The sequence below is a fragment of the Rhodovulum sp. MB263 genome (assembly GCF_002073975.1).
In the GTDB taxonomy this organism is placed as follows: domain Bacteria; phylum Pseudomonadota; class Alphaproteobacteria; order Rhodobacterales; family Rhodobacteraceae; genus Rhodovulum.
In genome coordinates, this window is sequence record NZ_CP020384.1 from 2,097,900 (window position 1) to 2,115,099 (window position 17,200).

12 protein-coding genes and 1 pseudogene are annotated in these 17,200 nt (G+C 66.9%); 3 read left to right on the plus strand and 10 right to left on the minus strand.

What is annotated here, in order from left to right; translation table 11 throughout:
• Positions 1 to 23: 23 nt before the first annotated feature.
• A complete protein-coding gene (locus B5V46_RS09780) occupies positions 24 to 2,492 on the plus strand; it encodes a penicillin acylase family protein (RefSeq protein WP_080616432.1) in 2,469 nt (822 codons plus the stop codon).
• An 809-nt stretch (positions 2,493 to 3,301) separates the two neighbouring features.
• Here B5V46_RS09780 and B5V46_RS09785 read toward each other — a convergent pair.
• A complete protein-coding gene (locus B5V46_RS09785; protein WP_231119078.1) occupies positions 3,302 to 4,198 on the minus strand; it encodes a hypothetical protein in 897 nt (298 codons plus the stop codon).
• 598 nt (positions 4,199 to 4,796) lie between these two features.
• On the opposite strand from B5V46_RS09785, the pseudogene B5V46_RS20840 reads away from it, so the two are divergent.
• Positions 4,797 to 5,152 (plus strand): annotated as a pseudogene (locus B5V46_RS20840) (transposase); the annotation flags it as partial.
• A 24-nt stretch (positions 5,153 to 5,176) separates the two neighbouring features.
• On the plus strand, positions 5,177 to 5,326 hold the full coding sequence (locus B5V46_RS20845) for a hypothetical protein (protein ID WP_369822852.1): 150 nt from the start codon (positions 5,177 to 5,179) through the stop codon (positions 5,324 to 5,326).
• 12 nt (positions 5,327 to 5,338) lie between these two features.
• On the opposite strand, the gene hflX is transcribed toward B5V46_RS20845, so the two are convergent.
• The 9 genes from hflX to dusB form a co-directional block, all read right to left on the minus strand.
• Entirely contained in the window at positions 5,339 to 6,628 is a 1,290-nt protein-coding gene (gene hflX, locus B5V46_RS09795) for a GTPase HflX (protein WP_231119079.1), read from the minus strand.
• The gene (gene hfq, locus B5V46_RS09800; protein ID WP_080616433.1) at positions 6,625 to 6,858 is read right to left on the minus strand and encodes an RNA chaperone Hfq; all 234 of its coding nucleotides are present in this window, start codon (positions 6,856 to 6,858) and stop codon (positions 6,625 to 6,627) included. The genes hflX and hfq overlap by 4 nt, the downstream gene beginning before the upstream one ends.
• A gap of 135 nt (positions 6,859 to 6,993) precedes the next feature.
• A complete protein-coding gene (locus B5V46_RS09805; RefSeq protein ID WP_080616434.1) occupies positions 6,994 to 8,517 on the minus strand; it encodes a TrkH family potassium uptake protein in 1,524 nt (507 codons plus the stop codon).
• Between the two features lie 3 nt (positions 8,518 to 8,520).
• Positions 8,521 to 9,897, minus strand: coding sequence for a Trk system potassium transporter TrkA (gene trkA, locus B5V46_RS09810; RefSeq protein ID WP_080616435.1), 1,377 nt, complete (start codon positions 9,895 to 9,897; stop codon positions 8,521 to 8,523).
• Positions 9,898 to 9,955: 58 nt separating this feature from the next.
• Positions 9,956 to 11,377, minus strand: coding sequence for a sigma-54 dependent transcriptional regulator (locus B5V46_RS09815; RefSeq protein WP_080616436.1), 1,422 nt, complete (start codon positions 11,375 to 11,377; stop codon positions 9,956 to 9,958).
• A gap of 3 nt (positions 11,378 to 11,380) precedes the next feature.
• Positions 11,381 to 13,678, minus strand: coding sequence for a PAS domain-containing sensor histidine kinase (locus tag B5V46_RS09820; protein WP_155774009.1), 2,298 nt, complete (start codon positions 13,676 to 13,678; stop codon positions 11,381 to 11,383).
• Positions 13,679 to 13,773: 95 nt separating this feature from the next.
• Positions 13,774 to 15,150: a response regulator gene (locus B5V46_RS09825; protein WP_075782092.1), complete on the minus strand. Its 1,377-nt coding sequence runs from the start codon at positions 15,148 to 15,150 to the stop codon at positions 13,774 to 13,776.
• The gene (locus B5V46_RS09830; RefSeq protein ID WP_080616437.1) at positions 15,150 to 16,229 is read right to left on the minus strand and encodes a nitrogen regulation protein NR(II); all 1,080 of its coding nucleotides are present in this window, start codon (positions 16,227 to 16,229) and stop codon (positions 15,150 to 15,152) included. The genes B5V46_RS09825 and B5V46_RS09830 overlap by 1 nt, the downstream gene beginning before the upstream one ends.
• Positions 16,226 to 17,197, minus strand: a complete 972-nt coding sequence (gene dusB / locus B5V46_RS09835) for a tRNA dihydrouridine synthase DusB (protein WP_080616438.1) — start codon at positions 17,195 to 17,197, stop codon at positions 16,226 to 16,228. The genes B5V46_RS09830 and dusB overlap by 4 nt, the downstream gene beginning before the upstream one ends.
• Positions 17,198 to 17,200 lie beyond the last annotated feature (3 nt).

Genomic DNA, 17,200 nt, shown 5'->3' on the forward strand with positions numbered 1-17,200 from the left:
GAGGCGTCAACAACAGGTGCGCCATGCCCCATCTCTTCCGCTGGCTGTTGCGGATCTTCACCGCCGTCGTCATCCTCGCCGGTCTGGGCATCGGCGGGGTCTATTATCTCGCCTCGCGCTCGCTGCCCGATTACAACGGCACCCATGAGGTCGAGGGCCTGAGCGCCCCGGCCGAGATCGTGCGCGACCATAGCAGCGTGCCGCATATCTTCGGCAAGACCGACGAGGACGTCTTCTTCGGACTGGGCTATGCCCATGCACAGGACCGGCTCTGGCAGATGACGGTGCTGCGCCGGACGGCACAGGGCCGCCTGTCCGAACTGTTCGGAGCCCGGACGCTGAAGATCGACGAGCTGATGCGGCGGCTCGATATCTATCGTCTCGCGCAGGACTCGGTCGAGGCCCAGGACCCGCAGACCCTGGCCGCGCTCGAAGCCTATTCCCGCGGCGTCAATGCCTGGATCGAGACCGTCAATACCGAGGCCCGCGGCCGTGGCGCGCCCGAGTTCTTCCTGTTCCGGCCGGAAGTCGCCTATTGGCAGCCGGCCGACTCGATCGCGCTGGTCAAGTTGATGGGCGTGCGGCTGTCCTCGCATCTCGATGCCGAGCTGCTGCGGGCCCGGGTCTCTCTGCTGATGGAGCCCGAGCGGGTGAGGGACATCCTGCCCGACGCGCCCGGACCGGGGCTGGCGGCCCTGCCCGATTATGCCGATCTCGCCCCCGGAGTCGTGCCCTCCTCGGCGCCGCTGGCGCGCTATGCCGAAGGCCCGCTCTCGCCTTTCGCCGGACCGGACTTCGCCGGCGCCTCGAATGCCTGGGCCGCCGCCCCGAAACGCTCGGCCGCGGGCGGCACGCTTCTGGCCAACGATCCGCATCTGGGCTTTTCCGCGCCCTCGATCTGGTATCTCGCGCGGCTCGAGCTGTCGACCGGAGGCGTGATCGGCGGCACCATCCCCGGCATTCCGACGATCCTTTCCGGCCGCTCGGCCAAGCTCGGATGGGGGCTCACCACCTCCTATCTCGACGATCAGGACGTGTTCCTCGAACAGCTGAACCCTGACAATCCGCAGGAATACCGGACGCCCGACGGCTTCCGGCCCTTCGAGACCCGGCGCAGCATCATCAAGGTCGCCGATGCCGAGCCGGTCACCATCACGCTGCGCTGGACCGAGAACGGGCCGGTGCTGCCCGGCAGCCATTACGACCTGGCCTCGATCACCCCGCCCGGCCATGTGGCGTCGCTGGGCTGGACGCTGCTGAACGGCGCCGATACCTCGATCAGCGCGGCGATGCAGGTCATGCGCTCGCAAAGCGTCGACGAGGCGATCGAAGCCGGCCGGTTCTTCATCGCGCCCTCGCTGAACCTGACCCTGGCCGATGCCGACAGCATCGCATTGCAAATGATCGGGGCCATGCCCCGGCGGATGGCAGACAACCAGAGCCAGGGCCGCCTGCCCCAGCCGGGCTGGAAGGAAGAAAACCGCTGGCAGGGCTGGCTGAACTATGCCGCCAATCCCAGCTTCCGCGACCCAGCAAGCGGCATTCTGGGCAATACCAACAACAAGCTGGTCGACCGGCCGTTTCCGCTTCATGTCAGCTTCGACTGGGGTGACAGCCAGCGGATCCAGCGCTGGAAGCGGCTGATGGAGACCCGCAAGGTCCATACCCGCGAGAGCTTCATCGAGGCCCAGCTCGACACCGTCTCCTTCACCGCGCGCTCGCTGCTGCCTCTGGTCGGCAGGGATCTGTGGTTCACCGGCGCGCCCGCGCCCGCAGGCAGCCCCGAAAGGCTGCGCCAGCGCGCGCTGGAACTGCTGGCCGGCTGGAACGGCGAGATGAACGAGCATCTGCCCGAGCCGCTGATCTATGCCGCCTGGATGCGCTTTCTTCAGCGCGACCTGATCGAGGACGATCTCGGACCGCTCGCGCGGGCCTTCGCCCATGTCGACCCCCTGTTCATCGAGCGGGTGTTCCGTGACATCGACGGCGCCTCGATCTGGTGCGATATCCGCCAGTCGGCCCCGATCGAGACCTGCACCGAGATCGCCCGCAAGTCGCTCGACGAGGCGCTGCTGTATCTCTCCGAGACCTATGGCGGATCGCTCGAATCGCTGCGCTGGGGGCAGGCGCATCAGGCCTGGCACGACCATCCGGTGCTGGGCGAGACGCCGTTGCTGAAATGGATCGTGAACATCCGCCAGCCGACCTCGGGCGGGGACAACACGCTCAACCGGGGCCTGACCAAGGGCACCGATCCCTTCCCCTTCGCCAGTCTGCATGGCGCGGGCTATCGCGCGGTCTACGATTTCGCCGATCCAGACAGCTCGGTCTTCATCATCTCGACCGGCCAGTCGGGCCATCCGCTGAGCCGTCATTACGACGATCTGGGCGAGCTCTGGCGTCGGGGCGAATATATCCCGATGACGCTCGACCCCGCCCTTGCCCGCGCCGCCGCAGTCGGCATCACCACACTGGTGCCGAAATCCCGCTGATCCGGCGCCCCGCCCGGCCAAGCGGCCTGCGGGGCGCTGAACCGGGCTTGCCGGGTCATGCGCGGGCGGGCGGACCGACCGCAAGCCTGTCCGGCGCTTTCGGCCCGGCCCGACGGAGGGTTGCGACGGCCCGGGATATTTTCGCGCCATTCCCGGGCAATCGAGAGCTGAGGCGATGAACTGCCGGAGCACCGGCTTGGCGCGCGGACCCGATGACTGCGCTCCTTCGAGGTCAGCTTGCCGGGTGCCGAATTTGGGCCATTTTGAACACGGGCGGACGCGATCCTGACCCGCCTTCCGGCCGCCGCCCCAACCGCGCGCCTTCCGCGGTGACGGCCAGTCTCGTGAAACATGCCCCCGCCCCGTCGACAGGTAATCCGGACCCGGCACGTGTCCGCCCGGGCCCGGCACCGGCAGAACAGATCCGGGACGCTCAACACCAGTTTGCGCAACTCGCCGATGCGTTGAGAAACTCCGACAGCGGCCGAGAGATCGCCTGAGTTCGGAATGGCGTTTCTCAAAGGAGGAAAAGGGGACTGCTTATGAGGCAGGGGCATGACAACCGGAACCATGTCCCACGACTTGGTGCGCGGTGCCCCCGCAGGCGCGTTTTTCAACGAAATCCCCCACCAACGCCCGCGTGGGCCCCGGACGGCCGTTCCGGGCCGGGAGGGACCAAAGGCGCGCGGCAAGGGTCCGCCCCCCGCCCGGGCGCCATCGTGTCCGCTTTCCGCAAAGCATGCGCCCGCCCGCTGCAGGACTGGACCCCGCACCGATCCCCCCGACAGAAGCGGCGGGCGGGCGGAGGCTCAGCCGTCCTTCAGCAACCTTACCGTTTCCGGCGCGATCCGCGACATCGCCGCCTCGAACTGCGCCCAGGTCATTGTCGCCCGGTTCCCCGCGACGCCATGATAATAGGACCGGCCGCTGGCCGTCGGCAGCCCCGCCCAGATCCGCGAGAGATTATGCATGAACGCCTTGCGCTTCATCTCTCCGGCCCCGAAGGCGCTGAGCCCGGCCTCTTCGAGCAGAAGATCGGCGAGGCGGTCCTGAACCGGCGCCGAGAACCGGGTCCGTTCGTCAAGCCCGAGCTCGGCCACAAGCCGGCGCAGCGTGGCGGGAATGAACTGATAGCGGCCGATCGCATGCGGCTGACCCGGAGTCTCGTCGATCCATTTGTAGATCTCGGCGATGCTCAGCCGGGTCGGCGGCCCCGGAGGCCGGATCCTGGCGCCATGCTGAACCGCATCATAATCCATCCGCCCTGCCTCGGCCCGGCCGATCAGAAGCCGGATGCCCTCGGCCAGAGCCGCATTTCCGCCGCCGGGGCGAAGCGGCGAGAACAGCACGGCGGTCGCGGGCTCAGGCTCCCGCCGCGCCCGGACCACCGGATCGACCACCGGATCGGAGGCGAAGAAGCTCGCCCCGCCGCGCCCGACAAACAGGCTGGCGCCGACCGGCCCGGAAACGCCGTCCCGGTTGCCCTCCGGCGCCGACCCGGAGCCCGGCATCGGTCGTCCCAGCATCGGCCCGCGCATCTGCGTCAGAAGCGGCCCCGTGGCCCCCTCGGGCTGCAGAAGACCGCCCACCCCGATCAGTGAGACAGGCTCGGCGGCCACGGCACGGAGAAAGCAGACAAGCGCCAGCCCGAAGCCAAAGGCACAGGCAAGGCCGGGCGCCGGGGCGCGGTTTCGCGGCAGGGTCATCGGCACCTCGTTCTGAGCGCGTGATCTGCCCGATACCCTGACTGTAAGACGTTCAGATTTCCTTGCCGCGGCCCCGCTTGCGCGGCGTCAGACACCTGCCAGAGCATTTTGCGTTTGATCTGAAACGAGCGGGGAGTCACACGGGTCCGATTGTCTGATCCACTTCTTCCGGGAGGTGGATCATGGCCCCCCTGCTCGTTGGACCTTCTGGAGCGGATCTGCGCCTATGTGGCCAAGGGGAACTCTGCTCGGCCGGCAGGGCGTGTTTTGGGATAAGCGCTGCGACGGCGGTGCGATTTGTAGCAGAGCATCGAAAGAGGGGGCCGCCATTCCCAAGGCGCAGGGCCGCCCCGCTGGCCAATATGGAACATACCGTGCTTTTCTGCTGGAGATCGTGCGAGCTGGACCGGACATCACGCTCAAAGAACTCGCCGCCGCCTTGTCAGAGACACATGATGTCGAAATCCAGCTTTCCTCGCGGCACCGCGCCCTGGAACGTTCAGGGCCATCATATAAAAAAGGATTGATCGCAGCGGAACGTGATCGGCCCGCGTTGCGCCAGGCACGCAGAGACCGGATCATGCGCCGTCAGCCCAGCATGCGCGCGGAGCCGCACAGGCTGGTCTTGATCAACGAGACGGCGGTCAGGACCGACCTCACATGTTTGCGGGGGCGGGCAACCGTCGGTGAGCGGCTCTGCGGTGCGGCACCCTTTGGCCAATGGGGGACGCAGACCTTCGTCGCCGGGCTGACGCAGGACGCCCTGATCGCACCATGGGTGATCAATGGCGCAATGAACGGGGCTGCTTTCGACGCGTATGTCGAGACGCAACTGGCCTCGGTGTCTGATCCGGGAACCGTCATGATCCTCGCCAACCTCTCCACCCACCGAAGCCCGCGCGCGACCGAAGCTATGCGAAAGCGAGGCTACTGGTTCTGTTCTTGCCCGTGTACTGCCCCGATCTCAGCCCGATCGAGATGGCCTTCTCCAAGCTCAAAGCCCACTTGCGCCGCATCGGCGCCAGAACCTCTGATGCCATGCTCGAAGCCCTTGGGGATATCTGTGGCCTGTTCGATCCAGATGAATACTGCAACTTCCTGAAAGCCGCCGGATATGCCTCAAATTAAATGCAAAACGCTTTAGAGGCTGCGGAAGCGCTGTTCCTGGCGCGCCGTCCAGTTGACCGTCAGCGTCGATCCCTCATCATCGGGCACCTCGCCCTCGACAATGCCCTGCTCGTAAAGCCAGGCGCGGCGACGTCCGTCGTCATGACCCAAATGCACCTCGCGGCGTTGCCGTGCCGCATCGAGACGCTCGGTCACCGCCTCGAGCAACGGCCCGACGCCCTGCCCGGTCCAGGCAGAGATCGCCGCGACCTCGTCATGCCGCGCGGCCGCCGCTTCGGTCGCGGCGCGGCGCTCGTCATCGAGCAGGTCGGTCTTGTTCCAGACCTCGATCTGAGGCGTCTCGCGCGCGACGCCCAGATCGGCGAGAATCGCGCGCACATCCCCGGCCTGGGCCTCGCTGTCGGAATGGGCGATGTCGCGGACATGCAGGATCAGATCGGCCTCCAGCACCTCCTCGAGCGTGGCGCGGAAGGCCGCGACCAGCTGGGTCGGCAGATCGGAGATGAAGCCGACCGTATCTGACAGGATCACCTTGAGCCCGGTCGGCAGTGCGACCGCCCGCATCGTCGGGTCGAGCGTGGCAAAGAGCATGTCCTTGGCCAGCACCTCGGCCCCGGTCAGCCGGTTGAACAGCGTCGACTTGCCGGCATTGGTATAGCCCACCAGCGCCACGATCGGGAACGGCACCTTGCGCCGGGCGGCGCGGTGCAGATCGCGGGTCTTGACGACCTTCGACAGTTGCCGCCGGATCCGGGTGATGGCCTCGTCGATGGCGCGGCGGTCGGCTTCGATCTGGGTCTCGCCGGGGCCGCCGACGAATCCCAACCCGCCCCGCTGGCGCTCGAGGTGGGTCCAGGCCCGCACCAGCCGCGTGCGCTGATAGCTGAGCGCGGCCAGTTCGACCTGAAGCACACCCTCGCGGGTGCGCGCGCGGTCGGCGAAGATCTCGAGGATCAGCCCGGTCCGGTCGAGGATCTTGACCTTCCAGGCCTTCTCCAGATTGCGCTGCTGAACCGGGCTGACCGGCCCGTCGATCAGCACCAGCTCGATCTCGGCCTCGGTCAGCCTCTCCTTCAGCTCGTCGATCTTGCCAGACCCGAAGAGATGGCCCGCCCGGGGGCGGGCCAGCGGCACGGTCTCGGCGCCCACGACCTCGAGATCGGGAAGCGCCGCCGCCAGTGCCACGGCCTCTTCAAGCGCGGGCCCGGCCTCCCGGCGCTCGCGGTCCGACGCGATGTCGGGATGCAGCACCCAGGCGCGGGTGATGCGAGGCTCGGAGCCGTCCGCTTCGGAGGGGCTCAATCCTCACCTTCGTAAAGACTGATCGGCTGAGAGGGCATGATCGTCGAAATCGCATGCTTGTAGACCAGCTGGGACTGTCCGTCCCGGCGCAGCAACACGCAGAAATTGTCGAACCAGGTGATCACGCCCTGCAGCTTGACCCCGTTGATCAGAAAGATCGTGACCGGGACCTTCGTCTTGCGAACATGGTTAAGAAACGCGTCTTGCAGGTTTTGCTTATCGGCAGCCATTTTTTCTTTGCCTTGTTGTCTATCTGCCCGTCGGCGGACAGCCGTCTCCCTCTGAGGGCGAGTATGAAGCGAGGTTTACCGAGTTTCCACCCCTGTTCAACGTCTCGCAGGGGGGAAATTTGCAACATTCCAAACTCACTTGCGCCAGAACTCGGGATTGAAGAGCGCGATGATGGCCAGGGTCTCGAGACGGCCCAGCACCATCGCCGCGGCCAGCACCAGTTTCGAGGCCTCGCCAAGCGCGGCATACGAGAGCGGCGGGTCGGTCGCGGCCGCCGCCAGCGGTCCGGTCGTGGTCAGCGCGGCGACGGTCAGCACCATCGAGGCCTCGAAATCGAGCCCCAGAAGCCCCAGCGCCACCATGACCACCGCCACCGACAGCGCAAAGAGCATGAAGAAGACGAAGGCGATCTGCGCGCCCTGACGGCGGATGCGGCGGGCAAAGGCGCCCGCGCCGCCGACCGAGGAGGGATGCACGAGCTTTTCCATCTCGCGGATGCCGTGCTTGTAGAGCGCGTAGATCCGGAGCAGCTTGACGCCCCCGGCGGTGGTCGCGACCCCGCCGCCGAAGACCGCGAGCCCGACGAGAATCAGCCCCGGCGTCGCCAGCCCCGACCATTGCCTTGCATCGATCCATTCGACCGAGGCGAATCCGGTCGTGGTGAGATAGGAGGTCACCGTGAAGAGCGCGCCCCAGAGCGCGCGCAGCGCGGCCAGGCCGTTTTCCTCGGCCGCGACCTCATAGGCGCCGACCCAGTGCCGGGCAAACAGGAAGACGGTCACCACCCAGGTGATGCCGATGCCCATCCGCAATTCGAGATCGGCCTTCAGCCTGCGCCAGCTTTCGGGGCGGAAATCGAACATGAACATCTGCCGCGAGATCGCGAACAGCATGAAGACCCACAGCATGATCTCGCCGGGGACGCCGCTCTGGCCCCCCGCGACCCCGCCGACCGGCGAAATCCCCGAGGTCGAAAGCACCGACATCGCATGGCAGGCCGCGACCAGCGGCCCCTCGCCCGCCACCACCATCAGCACCCAGAGGCTGCCGGTCAGCCCGATATAGACCGGGGCAAGCTGACGGGCGAAGCGCAAGAGCCGTTCGCGCGGATCGTGGGCGGGACTGACCTCGCCGCGTTCGGAACCGATACGGCCCGCGATGCTGCCGGTTCCGGCCGTGACCTCGAAGCCGCCCAGATTCATCGGTGCGAGAATCGCGATCGCCGTGACCCAGACGAAAAAGCCGCCCATCCATCCGACCGTCGCCCGCCAGAGATGCACCCCCGGAGAAAGCCGTTCGGGGCTGTCGAACAGAGTGGCGCCGGTCGTGGTCAGACAGGAGACCATCTCGAAATAGGCATTGAGAAAGCTCGTGTCTCCGACCGCCTCCGAGACCGGCACCGCCAGCATCAGGGGCAGCAGGGTGTAGACGCCCAGCATCGCCAGCAGGTGGCTCCGGGCCTGGTTATGCACCGGCCGGTTGATGGTCGACAGCCCGATCAGCACCGCCAGAACGAAGAAGAGCAGGCCGGAATTGAAGAAGGCGCGCGCCGTCGTCCAGTCGCGCTCGGCCAGCGCAAGCACGACCGGCGGAAACATCGCCAGCGCCCCGATCCCCATCAGGATCACCAGGAAGGGAAGATCTGCCAGACGGCGCATGGCTCAGAAGAAGTCGATGGATACCTGCAGCAGGCGCTCCACCTCGGGGACGTCGGCGCTGAGGGCGAAGATCACCACCATGTCGCCTTCCTCGATCCGGGTATCGCCGCGCGGCAGGATCACCTCGCCCGATTTCATCACCGCGCCGACCAGCGCGCCCTCCGGAAAATCGATATCCTGAACCCGCTTGCCGGCCATGGGCGAGGTCGACAGCACCTGCGCCTCCAACACCTCGGCCTCGGCATCGCCGATCGAATAGACGCCCCGCACCCGGCCGTGGCGGACATGGCGCAGGATCGAACTGACGGTGGTGGCGCGCGGGTTGATATAGGCGTCGACCTCGAGCGCGCCCATCAGCGACACGAGCGAGGGATCGTTGACCAGACAGATCGCCATCGGACAGCCCGCCATCTTGGCGCGCACGGCGGCCAGGAGGTTGGTCTTGTCATCATCGGTCACCGCCAGCACGGCATCGGCGCGCTCGATATTGGCCTCGGCCAGCAGGTTGATGTCGAGCCCGTCGCCGTTCAGCACGATGGTGCGTTCCAGCGCGTCGGCCGCCACCTCGGCCCGGCGACGATCCATCTCGATCACCTTGGCGCGGATCCGGTCGGCATGGGCCTCCAGCGCCTTGGCCACCGCCAGCCCGACATTGCCGCCGCCGATGATGACCACGCGCTCCTGCTTCTTGGTCGACTTGCCGAAGATCTCCAGCGTGCGGTTCAGGTCCTCGACATGGGCGAAGACATAGATCTGGTCCTCGGGAAACAGCTGGTCGCCCGGTTCGGGCGCGAAAAGCGTGCCCTCGCGGCGCACCCCCACCACCAGCGCCCGCAGCGTCGAGAACAGGTCGGTGAGCTGGCGCAGCGGCGTGCGCAGCACCGGGCAATCCTCTTCGAGCGTGATCCCCAGAAGCTGCGCCTTCCCCTGCAGGAAGCTCTCGGTATCGAAGGCGGCGGGCGCGGCCAGACGCTGCAGCGCGGCCTCGGCGACCTCGCGCTCGGGGCTGATCACCACGTCGATCGGCATGTGGTCGCGGCGGTAGAGGTCGGAATAGATCGCCGTCAGGTAGGATTGCGCCCGAAGACGCGCGATCTTGCGCGGCACGGCAAAGATCGAATGCGCCACCTGGCAGGTCACCATGTTGACCTCGTCGGACTGGGTCGCGGCGATGATCATGTCGGCATCGCGCGCGCCCGCGCGCTCCAGAACGTCAGGATAGGAGGCATGGCCCGCGATCCCCTGCACGTCCAGCGCCTCGGTGGCGCGCCGGATCAGATCGGCGTTCATGTCGACGATGGTGACGTCGTTCTTCTCGCCCGAGAGATGGCGGGCAATCTGCCAGCCGACCTGGCCTGCACCGCAGATGATGACCTTCATGCGCCCCGTATCCGTCAGGGAAAACTGCCCCAATCCTTCGCAGAAGCGGCATGGAGGGTCAATCGGCGGCGGTCCGCTGTTCCTCCTCCTCCTCGACATGGGCGACCCGACCGCCCGCCCGCGCCGTCGTCACAACGCCGAGCGACTTGAGCTTGCGGTGCAGCGCCGAGCGCTCCATGCCGACGAAATTGGCGGTCCGCGAGATGTTGCCGCCGAAGCGGTTGATCTGGGTCAGCAGGTATTCGCGCTCGAACAGCTCGCGCGCCTCGCGCAGCGGCAGCGTGGCCAGCGCGCCCGCCAGCACAATCCGCCCCTCCTCGGACGGGCCCTCGGCCTGCATCGGCAGTTCGGTCGCAAGGATCGGATCGGTGCCCTCGCCAAGGATCAGCACCCGCTCGATCACGTTCTTGAGCTGGCGCACATTGCCGGGCCAGGACATGGTCTGCAACAGCGCCTCGGCCTCCTCGCCAAGCGCCCGAAGCGGCAATCCCTGTGTCTTGTTGAACCCGGCGATGAAATGGCGCGCCAGCTCGGGAATATCCTCGCGCCGCTCGTCGAGCGCCGGCACGTCGATCGGCACCACGTTCAGCCGGTGATAGAGCTCCTCGCGGAAGGTGCCGGCCTGGATCTCCTCGGTCAGATCGCGGGTGGTCGAGGAAATCACGCGGATATCGACCCGCACCTTGTCCGTGCCGCCCGCGCGCTGGAACTGCTGATCGACCAGAACCCGCAGGATCTTCGACTGGGTCCCGAGCGGCATATCGGCCACTTCATCGAAGTAAAGAACCCCGCCATGCGCCTGTTCCAGAAGGCCTTTTTCCACACCGCGCGTCGGGCTCTCGCGGCCGAACAGCACTTCTTCCATGCGCTCGGGCTCGATCGAGGCGGAATTGACCACGACGAAGGGACCCGAGGCGCGGCCGGAATTGGCATGGATGTAACGCGCGGCGACCTCCTTGCCGCAGCCCGACGGGCCTTTCAGCATCACCCGTCCATTCGAGCGTGTGACCTTCTCGAGATTGGATTTCAACAGCTTGAAGGCCGGACTGGACCCGATCATCTCGAATTGCGTCACATCCTTGCGGCGCAGTTCCTGATTCTCGCGCCGGAGCCGCGAGGCCTCCATCGCTCTGCGAATGACGACCAGCAACTGATCGATATTGAAGGGTTTTTCGATGAAATCATAGGCGCCCTGCTTGATCGCCGCGACCGCGATCTCGATATTTCCATGCCCCGAGATGATGACGATCGGAATATCGGGATTGTCGCGCTTGACCCTCGACAGGATGTCGATCCCGTCCATGGTGCTGTCCTTGAGCCAGATATCGAGCACCATCAGCGCTGGTGCGGCCGCGTTGATCTCGGCCATGCAGGCATCGGAATTGGCCGCCAGCCGCGTCGTGTAGCCTTCGTCCTGCAGAATATCCGAGACCAGTTCCCGGATGTCGCGCTCGTCGTCGACGATGAGGATGTCGCCCATGTCCTACTCCCCGGTTCCCGCGGTTGCGGATGTCGTGTCGGTAAGCGCGGGGTCCGCCGCGCGCGGCGCCGGGGCCTTCACAGGACCGACCGGCAACGTGATTTCAGCCAGGGCGCCGCAATGGGCGCCTTCGGCGAAGGGCTCTGCATCGCGCAGATCGAGCCGTCCGCCATGTTCCTCGATGATCTTCTTGACGATGGGAAGGCCAAGCCCGGTACCGTGATCGCGGGTGGTGACATAAGGCTCGAACAGCCGCGAACGGTCCTGCGGAAGGCCGACGCCATTATCTGCGATCAGGATTACCGCATTGCCATCCTCGACCGAGAAGCTCACCCGGATCTCGGGGGCATATCCCTCTGGCTCTCCCTTTTCCCGAAGACTTTCAATCGCTTCGCCCGCGTTCTTGATGATGTTCGTCAGGGCCTGGGCGATCATCGTCGCGTCGAGCTCGGCAGGGACAGGTTCCGGCGGAATGTCGGCCGCGAAGGCGACCCCCGGCTGACCTGCTTCCTGCAGCATCACCGCATCGCGCAGAAGCGCCGTCAGATCGACCGGCTTGCGGTCGGGTTCGGGCATCCGGGCGAATTTGGAAAATTCGTCAACAATCCGGCGCAAGTCATTGGTCTGACGCACGATCACGTCGGTCATCTGGTCCAGCGCCTCGGCCTGATCGCCGACCGCGCCGCGGAACTTGCGCTTGATCCGTTCGGCCGAGAGCTGGATCGGGGTCAAGGGGTTCTTGATCTCATGAGCGATCCGGCGCGCCACGTCGCCCCAGGCCGCCATCCGCTGCGCCGTCACCAGATCGGTGACATCGTCGAAGGCCACGACATAGCCCTCGGCCCCGCCATCGCCGCGCCGGCGCATCGCCATGCGCACCAGCAGATGCTCCATGTTGCCGCCCCGCAGCAGCCGGACCTCTTCCTGCGCGGTGCCGCGGCGGCTGGCCTTCAGCTTTTCCAGCAATTCGGCGAATTCCGGCACCGCCACGCGCAGCTCCTGGCCCTCGGCCTCGGCCGCATCCAGCCGCAACAGCGCCAGCGCCGAGCGGTTCAGCACCTCGACCCGGCCTTCGGCATCGAGCCCCATCACCCCCGCCGTCACCGAGGACAGCACGGAATCGAACAGCCGCCGCCGCCGCTCGATCTGGCGGGTATTGTCGAGAAGCGCATCGCGCTGCAGCTTGAGCTGCCTTGTCATCTGATTGAACATCCGCCCCAGCATCGCGATCTCGTCATCGCTGGTCTCCTCGGGCACCCGCACATCGAGATCGCCCGCGCCGACCCGCTGCGCAGCCCCCGCCAGCCGGCCCACCGGCCGCGACAGCCGCTCGGCGAACCACAGCCCCAGCCAGACGGCAGCGAGGATCAGGATCATCGCGAAGCCGAGATAGAGCAGCCCGAATTCGAACAGCACCCGGCCGCGCTCCTGCTCGAGCTGCTGGTACAGCCGCACCGATTGCTGGGTGTCGTCCAGCAGGTTCAGGATGTCGCCATCGACCGTGCGCGAAATGTAGAGATAACGGTCGAGATAGCCGTCGAGCCTGATCAGCGCGCGGAACTCGTTGTTGTCCCAGTCCTGGATCACCACCGTCTCGCCGGCACCGGCGCGGACGATCTGCTCGGGATCCGGGCGTTCGTAGTTGAAGAGATAAGACCGCTCGCCCCGGGCCCGGATCTCGCCCGATCCGTCGATCACATAGGCTTCCTTCAGGCCGCGCTGCACCCGCGCCTGGGCCTGGGTCAGGATCTGGCGCATGTCGCCGTCGGACAGGAAGACCGTCGCCTGCCGCGCCGCCGTCAGATAGCCCACCAGCGTATGGGCATCGGAGACCAGATCGCGGCGGTGTTCCTCCTCATAGGCCTCGGCCGCGGCCAGCGAGGCCCCGACCACATTGCGCACCCGCTCCGAGAACCAGCCCTCGAGCCCGATATTGATGGTCAGCCCGGCGAAGATCGCGACCGAGACGGTCGGGATCAGCGCGATCAGCGCAAAGACGCCGGTCAGCCGCAGATGGAGCCGCGAGCCCGCCGAATGCCGCCGCCTTGCGGCCACCATCCGCGCGATGCGCTGCACGACGAGGGTCGCCACCACCAGCGCATAGACCAGATCGGCCAGCAGCACGATCCGCAGCCCGTGCGAGGAGGCCCCCTGATCGAGCGGGCCGAGTGTCAGGAAGGTCAGGACAGCCAGAACCGGGCCAAGCACCACGACGCTCAGCGTGGCGGCATTGCCCGCCTGGCGCGATCTGCGCAGGCGTAAAAGCCTTTCCAGGGCCAGAAGGCCCTTGGCATGTGTCACCGCTCGCCTCGTGTCGTTGCGCCGCCAGGACGCGGCATCAGCCTCATCGCGCGACCGCCGATCCTATGTCCGGTCGGCCACGCGTTGTTGCCAATTTACATCAACTTGCGACGCCGTGTCACGCGAATATCGAGATCGGTGATCTTCTTGCGCAAGGTATTGCGGTTGATCCCCAGAAGATCGGCACATTTGGCCTGATTGCCGCCGGTCGCATCCAGCGCGATCTCGATCAGCGGCATTTCGACCTCGCGCAGAATACGGGCATAAAGACCGGGCGGCGGCAGCACCCCGCCATGCAGATCGAAATAGCGCCGGAGATGCTTGGCGATCGAGGCCGACAGCTTCTCGCCGTCGCCGCCGCCGACCAGCGGTTCGATTTCGGGCTGATTGCCCAGAACCGCCTCGACCTCGGCCCGGGTGATCACCTCTTCGGGGCTGGTGACGACGAGGCGGCGGATCGTGTGCTCGAGCTGGCGCACATTGCCGGGCCAGCTATAGGCGCGGATCAGATCCATCGCCTCCTCGGCCAGCCGCCGCGTCGCGGTGCCGTCGCGTTCGGTGCGGCCGAGGAAATGCTCGGCCAGTAGCGGAATGTCATCGACCCGCTCGCGCAGCGACGGCACCGCGACGCTGACGCCGCCCAGCCGGTAGAACAGGTCATGACGGAACTGCCCCGCCTCCATCCGCGCCATCAGGTCGGACTGGCTGGTGGCCATCACCCTTGGGGCGTTGTCGCCGAAACTGTCGAGCATGCGCACGATCCGGCCCTGCGCCTCCTCGCTCAGATCGGCCACCTCGTCGAACAGGATCGAGCCGCCGCGGGTCCGCGACACCAGCGCCGAGGGACCGTCGATGCCCTCCATGTCGGCGGCGGTCGCGATCACGAAGGGCAGCGAGCGGCGGTCCGAGAAATCGTGGATTGCGCGGGCGATCAGCGACTTGCCGGTGCCGGATTCGCCGGTGATCAGCACCGGCAGATCGGCATTCATCACCCGCGCCACCAGCCGGTACAACGCCTGCATCTGCGGCGTGCGCCCGACCAGCGGCAGGTCGTCCTGGGTATCGCCCCCGGTCGGCGGCGCGGTCTCGCGCGGACGGCCGACCCGGCGCTTGGTCTCCAGCGCGCGCGCCGCCCGCTTCATCAGATCGGGCAGATCGAAGGGCTTGGGCAGATAGTCATAGGCCTCGGCCTCGGCCGCCTGGATCGCCGTCATGATGGTGTTCTGGGCCGAGATCACGATCACCGGCAGGCCGGGACGCTCCTGCCCGATCTTCGGCAGCATCTCGAGCCCGTTGCCATCGGGCATGATCACGTCCGAGATCACCAGATCGCCCTTGCCCTCGCCGACCCAGCGCATCAGCGTGGTCAGGGACGAGGTCGCATGCACCTTGCAGCCCGCCCGGGTCAGGGCCTGGGTCAAAACGGTGCGGATCGTGCGGTCGTCATCGGCGACAAGTACGGTTCCGTCCATCAGCTCTCATCCTCTTCGGGTTTCGGGGCAACCGGCAGCGAGACGCGGAACACGGTGCGCCCGGGCACCGAGTCGACCGCGATCCAGCCGCCATGATCGCCGATGATCTTCGAGACCAGCGCAAGCCCCAGCCCGGTGCCGTTCTCGCGCCCCGAGACGAAGGGCTCGAAGATCTCGGCGGAAATCTCGGGGGGCAGGCCCGGCCCGTCATCGGTGATCTCGACCTGCAGCGGCACCGGCACGCCCGACCCGTCGGGATGGCGCAGCCGGAGCGACAGATCGTAGAAGGTGCGCAGCCTGATCGTGCCGCCGCGCGGACCGGCCGCCTGTGCGGCATTGGTGATGAGGTTGGTGAAGACCTGCATCAGCTGATCGGGATCGGCCCAGGTCGGCGGCAGCGAGGGGTCGTATTCCTCGTGGATGGCCATGTTGGCGGCATAGCCGACCGTTGCCGAGCGGCGCACCCGGTCCAGCACATCGTGGATATTGACCGATTTGCAGGCCGGCGGGCGCAGATTGCCGAATTGCTCGACCTGTTCGAGCAGCTTCACGATCCGGCGGCTCTCCTCGACGATCAGATCGGTCATCTCGAGATCGCCATTCGAGAGGTTCATCGACAAGAGCTGCGCTGCCCCGGTAATGCCCGCAAGCGGGTTCTTGATCTCATGCGCCAGCATCTCGGCCATGCCGATGGCCGACCTGGCGGCCGATTTCACCGAATGCACCCGGCCGAGCCGCCCGGCGATCTCGCGCGGGCTGACCAGAAGCAGCAGCTGCTCCTCGGCGTCGTTCATCGGCGCCACCTGCACATTGCACAGAACCGGCGGCCTGTTGCCCGCGCTGACATCGACATCGTTGATGAAAAGCGGCGCGCGGTTGGCGCGAACCCGGGCGAAGGCCTCGTCGAGCGGCGCATCGACCGCCAGCCTGTCGAAGACCGGCACCCCGCTCAGGGTCTTGATCGTGGCATTGACGAACAGCTCGGAGGCCGGGTTGATATTGGTGATCCGGTCATCCGCATCGAGCAGGAAGGCCGGAATGGGCAGCGCGGTCCAGATCGCGTCCTGATCGAGCGTCATGCCGCGGCCCTCCGCTCCGAGGCCAGCGCCTCGGGCAGAAGCGCCAGCACCGCCGCCCCGGCCGGCGCCGTCAGCACCCGGCGGCGCAGGGAGCCGGGCGTGCCCGCACGGTCCATGTACCAGCCCAGATGCTTGCGCGCGACGCGTCCGCCAAGCGCCGCACCGTAAAAGCCCAGCATGTCCTCGTAATGGCGCGCGACCATCTCGGTCAGCGCCGCCCCCCGGGGCGCGGCGGGCGCCGGACGCCCCGCGATCCGGGCGCCGATCTCGGCCAGAAGCCAGGGCCGCCCCTGCGCCCCGCGCCCGACCATCACCCCGTCGGCACCCGATTGCGCCAGCGCCGCCGAGGCGGTCTCGCCGCAGACGATATCGCCATTGGCCACGACCGGCACCGAGACCGCCTCCCTGACCTCGCGGATCGCGCGCCAGTCGGCCCGGCCCCTGTAGAACTGACAGCGGGTGCGGCCATGGATGGTGATCATCCGCACCCCCGCCGCCTCGGCCCGGCGTGCAAGATCGGGCGCGTTGCGCAGATCGTCATCCCAGCCCAGCCGCGTCTTCAGCGTGACCGGCACCGACACTGCCGTCACCACCGCCTCGATCAGCCGCAGGGCCCGGTCGGGATCGCGCATCAGCGCCGAGCCCGACAGCCCTCCGACCACCTTCCTGGCCGGACAGCCCATGTTGATATCGATGATCCTGGCCCCCTGCTCTTCCACCATCCGTGCCGCCCGCGCCATCCAGTCCGGGTCGCGTCCGGCCAGCTGCACAGCCGTCGCCTCCTCGCCAAGCCCCAGCGCGGCGCGCTCGCGCACCCCCGGCTTGGCCTGCACCATCTCCTGGCTCGCGACCATCTCGGACACCACCAGACCGGCCCCGAAGGAGGCAACCAGCCGTCGAAACGGCAAGTCCGTGATGCCCGCCATGGGCGCCAGAAGAACCGGCGGGTCGAGCGTGATGTCTGCCATATG

What these genes read in the sequence shown, in the direction of transcription:
- B5V46_RS09780 (WP_080616432.1), top strand. Translation starts at nt 24, where the DNA reads ATGCCCCATCTCTTCCGCTGGCTGTTGCGGATCTTCACCGCCGTCGTC.
- B5V46_RS09785 (WP_231119078.1), bottom strand. Translation starts at nt 4,198, where the DNA reads ATGACCCTGCCGCGAAACCGCGCCCCGGCGCCCGGCCTTGCCTGTGCC.
- B5V46_RS20845 (WP_369822852.1), top strand. Translation starts at nt 5,177, where the DNA reads ATGGCCTTCTCCAAGCTCAAAGCCCACTTGCGCCGCATCGGCGCCAGA.
- hfq (WP_080616433.1), bottom strand. Translation starts at nt 6,858, where the DNA reads ATGGCTGCCGATAAGCAAAACCTGCAAGACGCGTTTCTTAACCATGTT.
- B5V46_RS09805 (WP_080616434.1), bottom strand. Translation starts at nt 8,517, where the DNA reads ATGCGCCGTCTGGCAGATCTTCCCTTCCTGGTGATCCTGATGGGGATC.
- trkA (WP_080616435.1), bottom strand. Translation starts at nt 9,897, where the DNA reads ATGAAGGTCATCATCTGCGGTGCAGGCCAGGTCGGCTGGCAGATTGCC.
- B5V46_RS09815 (WP_080616436.1), bottom strand. Translation starts at nt 11,377, where the DNA reads ATGGGCGACATCCTCATCGTCGACGACGAGCGCGACATCCGGGAACTG.
- B5V46_RS09825 (WP_075782092.1), bottom strand. Translation starts at nt 15,150, where the DNA reads ATGGACGGAACCGTACTTGTCGCCGATGACGACCGCACGATCCGCACC.
- B5V46_RS09830 (WP_080616437.1), bottom strand. Translation starts at nt 16,229, where the DNA reads ATGACGCTCGATCAGGACGCGATCTGGACCGCGCTGCCCATTCCGGCC.
- dusB (WP_080616438.1), bottom strand. Translation starts at nt 17,197, where the DNA reads ATGGCAGACATCACGCTCGACCCGCCGGTTCTTCTGGCGCCCATGGCG.